The organism is Roseixanthobacter glucoisosaccharinicivorans, assembly GCF_043195095.2.
GTDB lineage: Bacteria > Pseudomonadota > Alphaproteobacteria > Rhizobiales > Xanthobacteraceae > NCEH01.
Genome location: NZ_CM195538.1, coordinates 220606 through 235557, shown reverse-complemented (window position 1 = coordinate 235557; position 14952 = coordinate 220606). Strand labels below are relative to the sequence as shown.

Below are 14952 nucleotides of genomic sequence, written 5' to 3'. Positions count from 1 at the left end.
TCAGGACATCGCGCATGATCAGCATTGGCTTCCTTCTTTATCCCGGCTTCTCGCCGATCGCGCTTGCGGTGGCGACGGCGTTTGAACTGGCGAATATCCAGGCGGGCGAACCGCGCTACGACATGCGGATGCTTTCAGGCGCCGGCGGTCCGGTGCGCGCGTCCGCGGGTTTCGCGGTCGAGACCGAGGCGTTCGCGGATCGAGCGCTCGATCTGCTCATCGTTGCCGGAACGATGCAGGGGGACGCGCCCGCCGAACAGGTGGCGCTGGTGCGCGCCGTGGCCGGGCGCTGCCGGCGCATCGCCTCCATCTGCACCGGGGCGATGGTGCTGGCCGAAGCGGGCCTGCTGGACGGCCGGCGCGCCACCACCCATTGGTTCCAGGCCCGCGAGATGCAGGCCCGCTTTCCCAAGATCAAGGTGGAGGAGGACCGGATCTTCGTCGAGGACGGCCCGATCTGGACCTCGGCCGGCATGACGGCGGGCCTCGACCTCGCGCTCGCCTTCATCGAGGAGGAGTGCGGCGCCGCCCTCGCCCGCGCGGTGGCGCGCAAGCTGGTCCTGTATCACCGGCGCGCTGGTGGGCAGTCGCAATTCTCCACCCTGCTGGAGCTGGAGCCGAAATCCGACCGCATCCAGAAGGCGCTCACCTATGCGCGTGCCCATCTCGACAGCCGGCTGAGCGTGGAAGATCTGGCCGAGGTCGCAAACCTCAGCCCGCGCCAGTTCAGCCGGGCCTTCCAGGCGGAGACGCGGCAATCGCCGGCGAAGGCGGTGGAGCATCTGCGCCTCGAGGCCGCCCGCCAGCTCATGGAGGACACCGTCCATTCCATCGACGAGGTGGCTCGCCAGACTGGCTTTGCGGATCGCGACCGCATGCGCCGTGCGTTCCTGCGCGCGTTCGGCCAGCCGCCCCAGACCATTCGGCGCGCTGCCCGCGCCGCGCGCGGCGACAGCAACGCGCGTGGCGATATGGGCGCGGATTACGATATGGACGCACTGGCGACGGCCTGAGGCCCGGCGCCCTGCGTTCGGCCGAAGGCGAGGAAATACCAGCCGGCCTGTAAGCCGGGTTCTGTACGGCGGGCTTGCGCCCGCGTGGCGACCATTCATCTGGGACGCCGATTGCTCGACGCCTCTAGCAGTCAACCCGGACGGCGGCCCGAAGACAGGGCTTTCCTAATAGGATGCCGTCCCTATTCGACTTTGCTCCCGGTGGGGTTTACCGTGCCGCTTCCGTTGCCGGTCGCGCGGTGGGCTCTTACCCCACCGTTTCACCCTGGCCCGCGCACGCGCGGGTGGTTTGATTTCTGTGGCACTTTCCCTAGGGTCGCCCCCGCCGGACGTTATCCGGCACCGTGTCTCCGTGGAGCCCGGACTTTCCTCGGCACCCGAAGGTGACGCGGCCGCCCGGCCGGCTGGTGGGCCTGAATGGGCGTTCGGGCGGCGCACGTCAAGGGCGTAGGCGGTTCAGCATAAAGCGGACCGGTGTTAATTGGGTCGCGCAGATCCCGGCTGTGGATGAAGACCGGCCCAAGCGCTCACGCTTGCGCATCGCCCGGACGGGTCTGGATCAGGTCGCGCAAGGTCATGATCGTGGAAGCATCCGCCACGCCGTCCACCTTGGAGCGGCGAAAATGGCGCTGGAAGGCGGTGACGACGGCGCGCGTCTCCTCGTCGAATACGCCGGTGACGGCGATGCCGTAGCCGTACAGCGCCAGCATGGCCTGGAGGGCTGCAACCGGCTCGCCACCGTCGCCGATCATGAAGAAGCGCCCGCCCCGGACGGCCGCCTCGTGCACATAATGGCCGATGCCGGCGTGGTGCAGCACCTCCCACGGGAATTTCTCGCCGGGGTCGTCCTTGCGCATCGGCGCCACGTCGGAATGGGCGAGCACCCGGTCGGCGCGGATGGCGTGGCGGGCCACGATGTCGGCGACGAGCGCGCCCACCGCGGTGACCTGCACCTCAGGAAAATCCGGGTAGCCGAGGCCGTGACCCCGATTGACGATCTCGATGCCGATGGAGCGCGAATTCGTGTCCGTGATGCCTTCCCAGGACGAGAGCCCGGCATGCCAGGCCCGCAGCGCCTCCGGCACCATCTGCACGATGATCCCGTCCTCCAGCACCACATAATGGCAGGACACCTCCGCGGCGGGAGACCGCAGCAGGGCGATGGCCGCTTCCGCGCTCTCCATGCCGGTATAGTGCAAAAGCACCATGTCGATGGGGGCTTTGCGTTCGCCGTGGTTGGGCGAGGGGGCGAGCGCGCCGACGAGACCGCTGTCGGGCGGAAATGGCAGTGCGGTTTCGCTCATGGACGGGATGCTCGCCGCGGGGAGGCGGCGCCAGGATTCTGCGGCCGCATCCCTTTCCCCCTCCCCAATCCTCCCCCGCAAGCGGGAGAGGGAGCCGCCACGAATTGGGCATCGGCAGAGATGCCACGCGCCGGCTGAGCCCTCTCCCGCTTGCGGGGGAGGGCTGGGAGGGGGCACGCCGCCCGAGGCGCCTTTCTCACTTCAGCCCCCGCATCTTCGCGATCCGGTCATAGGCCCCGTTGAGCGCGGCGACCCGGTCGTTGGCAAGCTTGATGGCGGCAGGCGGCAGGCCGCGCGCGGCGAGGCGGTCGGGATGATGCTCGCCCACCAAAGCGCGCCAGCGACCCTTCACCTCGGCATCGGTGGCGTCGGCGGCAAGATCGAGCACCGCATAGGGATCGCCCGGCCGGCGCACGTGGCGGGCTTCGATGCGTTCATAGGCGACGCCTTCAAAACCCAGCAACCGCGCCACTTCGGCGAGGAATGCGAGTTCGTCCTCGTGGAGGGCATGGTCCGCCTTCGCGACGTGGAAGAGCGCGTCCAGCAGATCCTCGCGGGTGTCCGGCTCGTCGGCGAACAAGGTGCCGATCTGGCGGGCATAGGATTCAAAGGCGGCGGTGTCCTGCTTGGCGAGGTTAAACACCCGCGCCACGCCTTCCAGTTCCTCGTCGGGAATGGCGAACACCTCGCGGAAGGCGGCGACCTCGGCGGGTACCACCACGCCATCAGCCTTCGCCATCTTGGCGGACAGCGCGATCAGCCCCACCGAGAAGGCTGCGGGGCGCGGCGCGGGGGCAAGAAAGCGATCCACCGCATGGCCGGCGAGCGCCCCTACCAGCGCGCCAAGGGGACCGCCGAGCGCGAGGCCCACGCCCGCGCCGCCGATAAGGCCCACATGCTCCAATACCGCCACTCTTCTGCCCTCGTGTCCCACAGCGCCCGACAGGCCGGCAATACGCAGGCGTGCGCCGCGCTGCCCGCCTGCGGTAGCCCGCGCCCGCGCCCGTTTCAACGTTTCTTAAGGTGTACGGGGCGTAAATGCCTGTGTCTGTCCCATGCGGATTCGTTGACGGCCCATTAGATCCCATGATACCCCATAAACACCCATATGAATGGTTCGGCGCTTCGCGCGCCATCTCCGTTCACGCCGGATCATTCGGCGGGGCCGTGTCGGGGTTTGGGATCGAGCGCGGAAAGGGTCACGGGCGCCATGGACCGCTTCGTGTCCACCTACACCATGCGCCTGGACGCAAAGGGGCGGGTTTCCATCCCGGCGCCCTATCGCGCGGTGCTGGCCAAGGACGGGGCGGAATTTCTCTATTGCCATCCGAGCCTGGCCGAGCCGGCGCTCGATGCCGGCGGCAACCGCCTGCTGGCGGAGATCGACACGCTGATTGCGCGCTTTCCACCCTATTCGGAAGCGCGCGAGGAGCTGGCGGCCGCGCTCTACGGCACCAGCGAGACCTTGAAGATCGACCCGGAAGGCCGGGTCATGCTGACCGAAACCCTGAAAGCCCACGCCTCCATCACCGATACGGTGGCGTTCGTGGGGCTCGGGCACAAATTTCGAATCTGGGAACCGGAGCGTTTTCGCACCCATCTCGCGGAGGCCACGGAGAAGGTGCGTCAGCTTCGGCGCGCGCTCGGTTCCAGAGCGGAGAACGAAGGGAGCAATCTGGGATGAAAACGGGCCGCGGGGTCGGGCCCACCGACGCCGCAGGCGGACCGGCCCGTCATCTTCCTGTGATGCTGCCTCAAGTTCTCGCGCACCTCGCGCCGAAGGATGCCGGCACTTATGTCGACGGCACCTTCGGCGCGGGAGGTTACACCCGCGCCATCCTCCAGACGGCCGATTGCCGGGTGATGGCAATCGACCGCGATCGCACCGCCATCGCGGGCGGCGCCGGGCTGGTGCTGGAAGCCGAGGGCCGGCTGGTCCTGGTGGAGGATCGCTTCTCCCAGCTCGACGTGCTGGCGCAGACCATGGGTTTCGCGCCGCTCGACGGAGTGGTGCTGGATATCGGCGTCTCCTCCATGCAGCTGGACGAGGCGGACCGGGGCTTCTCCTTCCGCCGCGACGGGCCGCTCGACATGCGCATGGGATCGGATGGGCCGTCCGCCGCCGACCTGGTCGCCACCTTGCCGGAAGCCGATCTCGCGCACGTCATCTGGACGCTCGGCGAGGAGCGGCTCTCGCGCCAGATCGCCAAGGCGATCGTAAAGGCGCGGGCGGAAGCGCCCATCATCCGCACGTCCCAGCTCGCCGACATCGTTTCCAAGGTGGTGTGGGCCAAGCCCGGCGAGATGCATCCGGCGACCCGCACCTTCCAGGCCCTGCGCATCGCCGTGAACGAGGAGTTGGACGAGCTCGCCACCGCGCTCGCCGCCGCCGAGCGGGCGCTGAAGCCGGGCGGGCGGCTGGTGGTGGTGACGTTTCATTCCCTTGAGGACAGGATCGTTAAGACTTTTCTGTCACACCGGAGCAAGGCACCGTCCGCCTCGCGCCATCTGCCGCAAGCGGAGGGGCCGGCCCCCTCCTTCCGCCTCCTGTCCAGGGGGATGGTGGAGCCCGACCCCGACGAAGTGGCAGAAAATCCGCGTGCCAGGTCCGCGAAGCTTCGCGCCGCCGAACGCACGCAGGCCCCGGCGCATGAGGAGGGCGATCTCGCAGGGGTGCTCCCTGCCGAGCTTTCTCAACGCCGTGGTCGGAGACGGACTTGATGTTTCGCGTCGCCAACCTCGTCATGGTCCTGGCTTTGCTCGCGACCGCCGGGGTGGTCTATCAGGTGAAATACGCCTCGATGGCGGAGGCGGAGCGCCTGGCCCATCTGCGTCAGGCCATTCGCAAGGAGCGCGACGCCATCGCCGTCATGCGCGCGGAATGGGCGCGCCGCACCTCGCCGCTCTATGTGCAGGGGCTGGTGCAGCGCCATCTCGACCTGCAGCCGCTGACGGTGGATGCGATCTCGACGCTCGATGATCTGCCGGAGAAGCCCGCCACCAATTCGGATTCCATCGGCGGCATGCTCGAAGCCCTGGTGGATGCGCCGCTGACCACGTCTTCGGTCGGCAAGCCTGCCGCCGCGAAGGCGGAACCGGCGGCGCCCAGCGCCGCCTCGTCCGCCAACGCCCTGCCCACGGGGGGCGGCGCGGCCGTCCTGCCCTCAAGCTCCGCCCTCCGCCCGGCCAATGCGCCCGTGCGCGCGAAGCCGGTGGCGCCCGTGGCATCGGCCGCCCCGCGCCAGCAAAGCGCCCCGAACTTACCGTTCTGGGCCCCGAAGCCGGTGGCGCCGGCCCCTTCCTACGCGTCCCCGACCTATGCTTCGCCCTCCTATGCGCCGCCGCGTCCGGCCGCGCCGGCAGAAAACGCCCTCGCCCCCATGCTTCCACCGGGTTCGCTCCCGGCCAATCGCTGAGGAGGCCGCCCCATGGTCGCGCCCACCGAACTGCTGAACCGCATCGACCTGTCGAAGGTCCCCGCGCCGGTGCGCGCCGTCGGCGCCTTCGTCGGCCGCCTGCTGCGCCGGGTCCTGGGCGGGATCTTCCTGTTCTTCTTCAATCTCCAGTGCCGCATCAGCCATCGCGTGGCGCGGATCATTTTCGGCACCGGCATCGGTCTCGTGCGTTTCGTCGTCGGCACGGTGCGGTTCTGCTTCGCCTTCGCGCGCGGCACCGTGCGGGCCCTGTTCGGCCTCGACCGGGTGGACGCGCAGACCGTGACCCGCGCACGCCTGCAATTGCTGGTGGCGGCCTTCTCTTTGGTGTTCATGGTGATCGCCGGCCGGCTGGTGTTCATGGCCATCACCTCCGATCCGCAGGGCACGCGCGGCGGCGGGTCGGAAGCGGTCGCGTCGGCGCGGCCGGACATCATCGACCGCAATGGCGATATCGTCGCCATCGACGTCAAGTCGCCGTCCCTGTTCGCCGAGCCCAAGCGCCTGATTGATCCCGACGAGGCGCTTGAGGGCTTGCTGAAGGTGCTGCCCGACCTGGATGTCGCCGATGCGCGGGCGCGGCTGAACTCCGGCAAGGGTTTCGCCTGGCTGAAGCGCGAGATCACCCCGGCCCAGCAGCGCGCGATTTATCGGCTCGGCCTGCCCGGGATCGGCTTCGTGCGCGAGAATCGCCGGATCTATCCCGACGGCCCGACCCTCTCCCATGTGATCGGCGCCGTGAATGTGGACAACCAGGGCATCGCCGGCCTGGAAAAATACATCGATGGCCGCGGCCTCGCCGAACTTCACCTCGCGGGCTTCGCCACCGACCGGCAACAAGAGCCGGTGAGACTGTCCGTGGACGTGCGGGTCCAGCACGCCATGCGGGACGAGCTGATGCGCGCCAAGGACAAGTTCAAGGCCAAGGCGGCGATGGGCGTGGTCACCGACGTACGCACCGGAGAGATCATCTCGATGGTCTCGCTGCCGGACTTCGACCCGAACATCGGTGGCGATCCGAGGGACAACGCCTATCTCAACCGCCTCACCACGGGCGTGTTCGAGATGGGCTCCACCTTCAAGGCGCTCTCGTTCGCCATGGCGCTCGACAGTGGCAAGATCGGGCTGAATTCAACCTTCGATGCGCGCGGCGCCATGCATTTCGGGCGATTCGCCATCCACGATTATCATGCGGAAAACCGCGTGCTCTCGGTGCCCGAGATCTTCCTCGTCTCCTCCAACGTCGGCACGGCGAAGATGGTTCTCTCGCTCGGCGTCGACGCCCACAAGGCGTTCTTGCGGAAAATGGGCCAGCTCGATCGCCTGCGCACGGAGCTGCCGGAAAGCGCCGAACCCATCGTGCCCAAGCGCTGGGGCGAGCTGAACTCCGCCACCATCGCGTTCGGCCACGGCATCGCCGTCGCCCCGCTGCAGGCGGTCATGGCGGTGAATTCCATGATGAACGGCGGCTATCTCATCCCTCCCACCTTTCTCAAGCGCTCCCAGGAGGAGGCCCAGAAGGTGGCGGTGCGGGTGATGAAGCCGGAGACCTCCGACAAGATGCGCTACCTGCTGCGCCTCAATGCGGAGAAGGGCACTGCGACCAAGGCCGAGGTGCCGGGCTATTATGTCGGCGGCAAGACCGGGACCGCGGAGAAGGTGGTGAACGGCCGCTATGCGAAGAACAAGCTGCTCACCTCCTTTACCGCCGTCTTCCCCATGGATAAGCCGCAATATCTGGTTCTGGTGATGATCGACGAGCCGCAGCCTTTGCCGGAGACCCATGGCTATGCCACCTCCGGCTGGAACGCGGCGCCCACGGCAGGCAAGATCGTGGAGCGCATCGCCCCCATGCTGGGCGTGATGCCGCGCCAGAACTTGCCGACCGCGGACCAGATGCTGGGCATGGCGCGCCAGAAGGTGGCCGACCGGCAGTGACCCGGCCCCGCGCGCCGCGGGCGAGGAGAGACAGGACGGCATGAGCGACCCCGCGTCCGCCCCGGCGGAGCTGACATCTCCCACCGGGTCCTTCGACCTTGCGCAGGTCCTGTCAGGGCACGCACGGATCGTCGCGGGACGCATGCAGGTGCCGCTGACCGGCCTCACCGCCGATAGCCGCAAGGTGCAGCCCGGCTTCCTGTTCGTCGCCATTCCCGGCACCAAGGTGGATGGCGGGCGCTTTATCACCGATGCGCTCGCCCGGGGGGCGGCGGCGGTCCTCATGGAGCCGCAGGGCGAGATGCCGGCCACAGGCACGGCGAGCCTTGCCTTTTCGCTCGACGTGCGGCGCTCACTCGCGCTGGCGGCGGCCCGCATCCACCCGCGCGCGCCGGGCACGATCGCGGCAGTTACGGGTACGGCGGGCAAGACCTCGGTCGCCTATTTCCTGCGTCAGGTGTGGGAGCATCTCGGCTTCAAGGCCGCTTATCTCGGCACGCTCGGGCTCATCGCGCCCGGCAGCGCGACTTATGGCGGGCTCACCTCGCCCGACCCGGTGGAACTGCACCAAACCCTGGATCGCCTGGCGCGACAGGGCGTCACCCACATGGCGCTGGAGGCCTCCTCCCACGGGCTCGATCAGCGCCGGCTGGATGGGGTGCAACTGGCCGCCGGCGGGTTCACCAATCTCGGCCGCGACCATCTCGACTATCATCCGAGCGTGGAGGCCTATTACCACGCCAAGCTGCGCCTGTTCACCGAGCTTCTGCCCGATGGGGCGCCGGCGGTGGCGGGGCTCGAGGCGCCCTATGGGCGCACCACCTTGGCCTGGGCACGCACGCGAGGCCTGCCGCTGCTCTCCATCGGCCCCGGCGGCGATTTCGACGTCCGCTCCATCATCGCGGAAGGGGTGTCGCAGCGCATCGTCTTCAACGGCGGCGACGAGGTCGTGGTGCCGCTGATGGGGCGGTTCCAGGCCGACAATGCCTTGCTTGCCGCCGGTCTCGCCTGGGCCTGCGGCGTGCCGCCGGACGAGGCGCTCGACGCGCTCACCGTCCTCACCGGGGTTCCCGGCCGGCTGGAGCGGGTGGGTGCGGATACCGCGCGGCCGGTGTTCGTGGACTATGCCCACAAGCCCGAGGCGCTGGCGACCGTGCTCGACACCCTGCGCCCGGCGGTGACGGGGCGTTTGATCGTGGTATTCGGCTGCGGCGGCGATCGCGACCGGGGCAAACGCCCGCTGATGGGGGCCATCGCTGCGGAAAAGGCCGATATCGTCATTATCACTGACGACAATCCCCGCAGCGAGGAGCCGGCCGCCATCCGCGCGGAGATCCGCGCCGCCGCGCCCGATGCTGTGGACATCGGCGATCGCGCGGAAGCGATCCGTGCCGCGGTCACGATGCTTCAACCTGGGGATGCTCTGGTTGTCGCGGGCAAGGGTCACGAAACCGGCCAGATCGTGGGCGATCGAACCCTTCCGTTCTCGGACAAGGGGGCGGTGCTCGCCGCAATGGGGGAGATGGGCGCATGAGCGTGTCGCAGCTGTACAGCCTGGACGAACTGGTTGCGGCCACCGGCGGCGCCGTGCGCGGTTCCCCCACGGGCGTGACCGGCCTGTCCATCGACACGCGCACCCTTGCCCCCGGCGATGCGTTCTTCGCCATCACCGGCGACAATAGCGACGGCCATGCCTATGTGGGCCGGGCGCTGGAGAATGGCGCCGCCCTCGCCGTGGTCGCGCGCGACAAGGCCGATGGCTTCGCAGCAGACGCGCCGCTGCTGCTGGTGGACGACGTGCTGGAGGCATTGCGCGCCACCGCCGTGGCGGCCCGCGCCCGCTCCCAGGCCCACATTGCCGCGGTCACCGGCTCGGTGGGCAAGACCACCACCAAGGAAGCGCTGCGCCTCGCACTCTCCGCGGATGGGCCCACCCACGCGTCTGCCGCCTCCTACAATAATCATTGGGGCGTCCCGCTCTCGCTCGCCCGCCTGCCGCGCGAGGCGCGCTACGGCGTGTTCGAGATCGGCATGAACCATCCCGGCGAGATCACGCCGCTGGTGCGCCTGGTGCGCCCGCAGGTGGCGATCATCACCACGGTCGAGCCGGTGCACATCGCCCAATTCTCCGGCATCGAGGAAATCGCCGATGCCAAGGCGGAGATCTTCGACGGGCTGGAGCCCGGCGGCGCCGTGGTGCTGAATATCGACAATCCCCAGTTCGCCCGCCTGAAGGCGGCCGCGCAGGCCAAGGGGGTCGGCCGCATCGTGACCTTCGGCGCCGATCAAGACGCCGATGTGCGCCTGGTGGACATGTGCCTGAAGGCGGGCTGCTCCACCCTGGTGGCCGACGTGCTGGGCACACGGCTGACGCTGAAGGTGGGCACGCCCGGCCGGCACATCATTCAGAACGTCCTCGCCGTGCTCGCGGCGGTGAAGCTGCTGGGCGCGGACCTTGCTCTGGCCGCGCTCGCCCTCTCCGCCCTGAAGCCGCCGCCGGGGCGCGGCGTGCCCATCGAGCTGGCGATCGCCGGCGGCACCGCGACCTTGCTGGACGAAAGCTACAACGCCAATCCCGCCTCCATGCGCGCCGCCATCGACGTGCTGAGCCGCACCCCGGTTGGCCCGCGCGGCCGGCGCATCGCCGTGCTCGGGGACATGCTGGAACTCGGCACCGACGGCCCGCGACATCACCGCGAGCTGGCAGCGCCCTTGCGGGCGGCCGGGATCGACCTCGTCTTCGCCTCCGGGCCGCTGATGCACGAATTGTGGGGCGCGCTCCCCTCGAATATGCGGGGCGGCTATGCGCCGAGCGCCGAGGCCTTGACCAAGCTCCTGTCTTCCGCCATCCGCTCCGGCGACACGTTGATGGTCAAGGGATCCAACGGCAGCCGCATGGGGCCGCTGGTGAAATCCCTGGCCGAACGCTTCCGCACGCCCGACGAGGCGCTGCTCGAAGGATAGTTAAATGCTTCAATGGCTCTCGCAGCTACACGATGTCTTCCCCGGCCTGAACGTCTTCCGCTACATCACCTTCCGCACCGGCGGGGCGATCGTGACGGCGCTGCTGTTCGTGTTCCTGTTCGGGCCGTCCATCATCTCCACCTTGCGCCTGAAGCAGGGCAAGGGGCAGCCGATCCGTTCCGACGGGCCGCAATCCCACCTGCTCAAGAAGGGCACGCCCACCATGGGCGGGCTGATGATCCTCTCCGGCCTGATGGTCGCCGTGCTGCTGTGGGCGAACCTCTCCAATCCCTATGTCTGGGCGGTGCTGGCCGTGACGGCGGGGTTCGGGGTGATCGGCTTTTATGACGATTATCTCAAGGTCACCAAGCAGACCCACGCCGGCTTTTCCGGCAAGGCGCGGCTCGCTGCCGAGGCGCTGATCGGCGGGCTGGCGGTGGTCGCCATCGTGCACGCTGGAAAATCGGGGCTTTCCACCTCGGTCGCCTTCCCCTTCTTCAAGGACCTGCTGCTGGATCTCGGCTGGTTCTTCGTGCTGTTCGGCGGCTTCGTGATCGTCGCCGCTGGCAATGCGGTAAACCTCACCGACGGGCTCGACGGCCTTGCCATCGTGCCGGTGATGATCGCCGCCGGCTCGTTCGGCGTCATTGCCTATCTCTCGGGCAACGTCCTGTTCGCGGATTATCTGCAGATCCATTATGTCGCCGGCGTCGGCGAATTGGCGGTGATCTGCGGGGCGATCATCGGGGCGGGGCTGGGCTTCCTGTGGTTCAACGCGCCGCCCGCTCAGATCTTCATGGGCGATACCGGTTCGCTGGCGCTCGGGGGGCTGCTCGGCACGGTGGCGGTGGCGACCAAGCACGAAATCGTGCTGGCGGTGATCGGCGGGCTGTTCGTGCTGGAGGCGATCTCGGTGATCGTGCAGGTGATTTCGTTTCGCCTCACCGGCAAACGGGTGTTCCGCATGGCGCCCATCCACCATCATTTCGAGCAATTGGGCTGGACCGAATCCCAGGTCGTGATCCGGTTCTGGATCGTCGCCGTCGTGCTCGCGCTGCTCGGGCTCGCAACGCTGAAGCTGCGCTGAGGCGCATCCAAGGCGCGCCGGGAAGCCGGCGCGTCATCTCGGCGGCTTCCCTCCGAGGCTGGCCGGGTCTAGTGCTGGCGTCACGTTTTCGTCAGGTTGCCCTTCCATGATTCCCGTTACCTGCTTCAAGGACCGCAGCGTCGCCGTGTTCGGGCTCGGCGGCTCCGGCCTCGCCACCGCGCGCGCGCTGATGGAGGGCGGTGCCCGCGTCATCGCCTGGGACGACGGCGCGGCGGGGCGCGACAAGGCGGTCGCCAACGGCGTACCGGTGCAGGACCTACATGCGGTCGACTGGTCCGGACTTGCGGCCCTGGTGCTCTCCCCCGGCGTGCCGCTGACCCATCCCGCGCCCCATTGGTCGGTCGCACTGGCCAAGGCGGCCGGCGTGGAGGTGATCGGCGACATCGAGTTGTTCTGCCGCGAGCGGCGCGCCATTGCGCGCCATTCCCCGTTCGTCGCGATCACCGGCACCAATGGAAAATCCACCACCACGGCCCTCATCGCCCATCTGCTGGCGGTGGGCGGGCGCGACGTGCAGATGGGCGGCAATATCGGCACCGCCATCCTCTCGCTCGCCCCGCCCAAGGGGGTCGCGCGGGTGCATGTGGTGGAATGCTCCTCCTACCAGATCGACCTCGCCCCCACCCTTGATCCCTCCGTTGGGGTGCACCTGAACCTGACCCCCGACCATCTGGACCGCCACGGGAGCCTGGCGCATTACGCAGCGGTCAAGGAACGGCTGATCGCCGGAGTGGAAAAGGGCGGCACCGCCGTGGTCGGCGTGGATGATGACTTCTCTGCCGCCATGGCGGACCGGGCCGAGCGGGCCGGCATCCATGTGGTGCGTATCTCGGTGGAGCGGCCGCTTTCCGACGGCATCTGGCGCGACGGCGCCGACATCGTCTGGAGCGAAGGCGGCGTGGAGCGTCATCGCCTTTCGCTCGCCGGCATCGGCGCGCTGCGCGGCGCGCACAATGCGCAGAATGCGGCGGCGGCCTATGCCTGCGCCCGCGCCATCGGCCTCGCGCCGGAGGTGATCGCCATCGGCATGCGGCGGTTTCCCGGCTTGGCCCATCGCATGGAAGAGGTGGGGCAGCTGGCAAACGTGCTGTTCGTCAACGACAGCAAGGCCACCAATGCCGACGCCACCGAGCGGGCATTGCTGAGCTTCAACAACGTGTTCTGGATCGCCGGCGGCAAGGCCAAGGCGGGCGGTATCGAACCGCTGGCGCCCTTCTTCAACCGGGTGCGCAAGGCCTATCTGATCGGCGAGGCAGCCCCCGCCTTCGCCGCGACGCTGGGCGAAAAAGTGCCGCATGACGAGGTCGGGACGCTCGCTTCGGCGGTGGCTGCGGCGGCGCGGGATGCGGCGGCCTCGGGGCTGGAGGACGCGGTGGTGCTGCTGTCTCCGGCCTGCGCCAGTTTCGACCAATATCCCAATTTCGAGGTGCGCGGCGACGCTTTTCGCGCCCTAGTCCACGCCTTGCCAGGTATTGTCGCCAAAGGGTGAAGCGCCCGAATGTTTCACGTGAAACAAGGGCTTGGCGCAGACGAACAGCGGTTTCGTGCGGCTTCTCCGCGGCTCCGCGGCGGATGAAACTGCGATTTCGCCCGAACCTCGCGCCATAGATGACTGCGCCCCCGCGGGCGGCGCGACGGACGCGGCGCACAGGCGCCGCGCCCCTCGCATGGATCAGGCGGCGGCGAGTTCCACCTCGATGTTTCCGCGCACGGCCTTCGAATAGGGGCACACCTTGTGCGCCGCCTCCAGCAGGTCGAGCACCTCGGTCGCGCTCTTGCCGGGCACCGTGCCTGTGATCCGGGCGGCGAGGCCGAAGCCGCCTTCCACTTTGCCGAAGCTCACGGCGATGGTGACTTCCGCGCCGCTCGCATCCACGCCCTTGGCCTTGGAGACGGCTTCGAGCGCGCCGCCGAAACAGGCGGCATAGCCGGCGGCGAACAGATGCTCCGGCGTGGTCTTGCCGGGGTCCAGCATGCCGTCCTTGGGCATGGCGAGGTCGGCCTTCACCGAGCCGTCGGTGGTTTCGCTATGGCCGCGACGGCCGCCGTGGGACACGGCGGTGGCGGTGAAGAGGGTTTCAAAAGACATGGGTTTTCTCCGATGAACGAACAGGGGCCGGCGGCGCGATGCGGGCGTCCGCGTTTGCCGCAGGGCCGAAATGCGTATGACGCACGGGCGTTTCCCGCACTGCGGGACGGTTTTCCTTGTGGCGCTGCCGCCGTCGTGGCACCTCCCTGGCCGACCCGCCTGCCGCAAGCCAGCAAGGAGACAGGCCATGATCAATGGCGCCAAGGATAAGCTCGTCGCCCCCCGTTTGGTTTCCGGCCTTTCGGAGATCGTCGCCGATTACGACCTGATTCTGTGCGACGTGTGGGGTGTGATGCATAACGGCATCGCCGCGTTTCCCGCCGCCGGCGCGGCTCTGGAGCGGGCCCGCGCGGGTGGCGCCCGCGTGCTGATGGTCTCCAACGCCCCGCGTCCGAATGCCTTCGTCATCGCCATGCTGGACGGGTTCGGCGTGCCGCGCACCGCTTATGACGGCATCGTCACCTCCGGCGACGTCACGCGCGACGTGCTGGCGGCGCGGCCAGGGGTGAAGCTGTTCCATCTCGGCCCGCCGCGTGACCTCGGCACGTTCGACGGGCTCGAGGTGGTGCCGACCAGCCTGGAGGCGGCCGACCTCGTGGTCTGCACCGGCCTGCTGAACGACGATGTGGAAACGCCGCAGGATTATGCCGAGCGGCTCGCCGCCATGCAGGCGCGCGACCTGTTGTTCGTGTGCGCCAATCCCGACCTGGTGGTGGAGCGCGGCGAGACTTTGGTCTATTGCGCCGGCGCGCTGGCGCAGCTTTATGAGGAGATCGGCGGGCGGGCGATCTATTGCGGCAAGCCGCACAAGCCGATCTATGACGTGGCCCTGCGCCGCGCGGCCGCGCTCGGCGGTGTCCCGGTCCGGCCCGAACGGGTGCTCGCCATCGGCGATGCGCTGCGCACCGACATTATCGGCGCCACGGCGGCCGGCTTCGACAGCCTGTTCATCTCGAGCGGCATCCACGCCGAGGAATTGCACGGGGAAAACGGCAGCGAGCCCGATGCCGAGGCGCTGGCCAATCTGTTTTCCGATCACGCCCACCCGCGCGGCGTCATGCCTCGCCTAGCGTGGTGAGGAGAGCAGCCGCGCGGGTGTGAG

At 68.5% G+C, this 14952-nt stretch carries 13 protein-coding genes and 1 other RNA gene; 10 read left to right on the top strand and 4 right to left on the bottom strand.

The window, feature by feature from the left end; genetic code table 11:
* Positions 1-14 precede the first annotated feature (14 nt).
* Positions 15-1013 (top strand): GlxA family transcriptional regulator, encoded by a 999-nt coding sequence (locus V5F78_RS00995; RefSeq protein WP_394068634.1) that lies wholly within the window; start codon positions 15-17, stop codon positions 1011-1013.
* Between the two features lie 34 nt (positions 1014-1047).
* On the opposite strand, the gene rnpB is transcribed toward V5F78_RS00995, so the two are convergent.
* The 3 genes from rnpB to V5F78_RS00980 form a co-directional block, all read right to left on the bottom strand.
* An RNA gene (gene rnpB, locus V5F78_RS00990) (RNase P RNA component class A) lies at positions 1048-1421 on the bottom strand.
* 119 nt (positions 1422-1540) lie between these two features.
* Complete coding sequence (locus V5F78_RS00985; RefSeq protein WP_394068633.1) at positions 1541-2317, bottom strand: N-acetylmuramoyl-L-alanine amidase; 777 nt, start codon at positions 2315-2317, stop codon at positions 1541-1543.
* A gap of 196 nt (positions 2318-2513) precedes the next feature.
* Entirely contained in the window at positions 2514-3230 is a 717-nt protein-coding gene (locus tag V5F78_RS00980) for a TerB family tellurite resistance protein (RefSeq protein ID WP_394068632.1), read from the bottom strand.
* Positions 3231-3527: 297 nt separating this feature from the next.
* Here V5F78_RS00980 and V5F78_RS00975 point away from each other — a divergent pair, with 297 nt between their 5' ends.
* From V5F78_RS00975 to murD, 8 genes are all read left to right on the top strand, one after another.
* Positions 3528-4001 carry a division/cell wall cluster transcriptional repressor MraZ gene (locus V5F78_RS00975; RefSeq protein WP_394068631.1) on the top strand — a complete coding sequence of 158 codons (474 nt, stop codon included), beginning with the start codon at positions 3528-3530 and terminating at the stop codon, positions 3999-4001.
* Positions 3998-5038, top strand: coding sequence for a 16S rRNA (cytosine(1402)-N(4))-methyltransferase RsmH (rsmH, locus tag V5F78_RS00970; RefSeq protein ID WP_394068630.1), 1041 nt, complete (start codon positions 3998-4000; stop codon positions 5036-5038). Before V5F78_RS00975 ends, rsmH begins: the two co-directional genes overlap by 4 nt.
* Complete coding sequence (gene ftsL, locus V5F78_RS00965) at positions 5038-5733, top strand: cell division protein FtsL (RefSeq protein ID WP_394068628.1); 696 nt, start codon at positions 5038-5040, stop codon at positions 5731-5733. The genes rsmH and ftsL overlap by 1 nt, the downstream gene beginning before the upstream one ends.
* Positions 5734-5745: 12 nt before the next feature.
* Entirely contained in the window at positions 5746-7689 is a 1944-nt protein-coding gene (locus tag V5F78_RS00960; protein ID WP_394068626.1) for a peptidoglycan D,D-transpeptidase FtsI family protein, read from the top strand.
* Between the two features lie 40 nt (positions 7690-7729).
* A complete protein-coding gene (locus V5F78_RS00955; protein ID WP_394068624.1) occupies positions 7730-9223 on the top strand; it encodes a UDP-N-acetylmuramoyl-L-alanyl-D-glutamate--2,6-diaminopimelate ligase in 1494 nt (497 codons plus the stop codon).
* Positions 9220-10653, top strand: a complete 1434-nt coding sequence (locus tag V5F78_RS00950) for a UDP-N-acetylmuramoylalanyl-D-glutamyl-2,6-diaminopimelate--D-alanyl-D-alanine ligase (RefSeq protein ID WP_394068622.1) — start codon at positions 9220-9222, stop codon at positions 10651-10653. Before V5F78_RS00955 ends, V5F78_RS00950 begins: the two co-directional genes overlap by 4 nt.
* 4 nt (positions 10654-10657) lie before the next feature.
* The gene (gene mraY, locus V5F78_RS00945) at positions 10658-11740 is read left to right on the top strand and encodes a phospho-N-acetylmuramoyl-pentapeptide-transferase (protein ID WP_394068620.1); all 1083 of its coding nucleotides are present in this window, start codon (positions 10658-10660) and stop codon (positions 11738-11740) included.
* Between the two features lie 106 nt (positions 11741-11846).
* Positions 11847-13250, top strand: a complete 1404-nt coding sequence (gene murD, locus V5F78_RS00940; RefSeq protein WP_394068618.1) for a UDP-N-acetylmuramoyl-L-alanine--D-glutamate ligase — start codon at positions 11847-11849, stop codon at positions 13248-13250.
* A gap of 183 nt (positions 13251-13433) precedes the next feature.
* Here murD and V5F78_RS00935 read toward each other — a convergent pair whose 3' ends face one another.
* Positions 13434-13850, bottom strand: a complete 417-nt coding sequence (locus tag V5F78_RS00935; RefSeq protein ID WP_394068616.1) for an Ohr family peroxiredoxin — start codon at positions 13848-13850, stop codon at positions 13434-13436.
* Positions 13851-14037: 187 nt separating this feature from the next.
* On the opposite strand from V5F78_RS00935, the gene V5F78_RS00930 reads away from it, so the two are divergent.
* Positions 14038-14928 carry a TIGR01459 family HAD-type hydrolase gene (locus tag V5F78_RS00930; RefSeq protein ID WP_394068614.1) on the top strand — a complete coding sequence of 297 codons (891 nt, stop codon included), beginning with the start codon at positions 14038-14040 and terminating at the stop codon, positions 14926-14928.
* Positions 14929-14952: the final 24 nt, after the last annotated feature.

Bases quoted from the DNA above. Each gene is read 5' to 3' on its own strand.
- V5F78_RS00950 (WP_394068622.1), top strand. From the start codon at position 9,220: ATGAGCGTGTCGCAGCTGTACAGCCTGGACGAACTGGTTGCGGCCACC.
- rsmH (WP_394068630.1), top strand. From the start codon at position 3,998: ATGAAAACGGGCCGCGGGGTCGGGCCCACCGACGCCGCAGGCGGACCG.
- murD (WP_394068618.1), top strand. From the start codon at position 11,847: ATGATTCCCGTTACCTGCTTCAAGGACCGCAGCGTCGCCGTGTTCGGG.
- V5F78_RS00955 (WP_394068624.1), top strand. From the start codon at position 7,730: ATGAGCGACCCCGCGTCCGCCCCGGCGGAGCTGACATCTCCCACCGGG.
- V5F78_RS00935 (WP_394068616.1), bottom strand. From the start codon at position 13,850: ATGTCTTTTGAAACCCTCTTCACCGCCACCGCCGTGTCCCACGGCGGC.
- mraY (WP_394068620.1), top strand. From the start codon at position 10,658: ATGCTTCAATGGCTCTCGCAGCTACACGATGTCTTCCCCGGCCTGAAC.
- V5F78_RS00985 (WP_394068633.1), bottom strand. From the start codon at position 2,317: ATGAGCGAAACCGCACTGCCATTTCCGCCCGACAGCGGTCTCGTCGGC.
- V5F78_RS00930 (WP_394068614.1), top strand. From the start codon at position 14,038: ATGATCAATGGCGCCAAGGATAAGCTCGTCGCCCCCCGTTTGGTTTCC.
- V5F78_RS00960 (WP_394068626.1), top strand. From the start codon at position 5,746: ATGGTCGCGCCCACCGAACTGCTGAACCGCATCGACCTGTCGAAGGTC.
- V5F78_RS00975 (WP_394068631.1), top strand. From the start codon at position 3,528: ATGGACCGCTTCGTGTCCACCTACACCATGCGCCTGGACGCAAAGGGG.
- V5F78_RS00995 (WP_394068634.1), top strand. From the start codon at position 15: ATGATCAGCATTGGCTTCCTTCTTTATCCCGGCTTCTCGCCGATCGCG.
- ftsL (WP_394068628.1), top strand. From the start codon at position 5,038: ATGTTTCGCGTCGCCAACCTCGTCATGGTCCTGGCTTTGCTCGCGACC.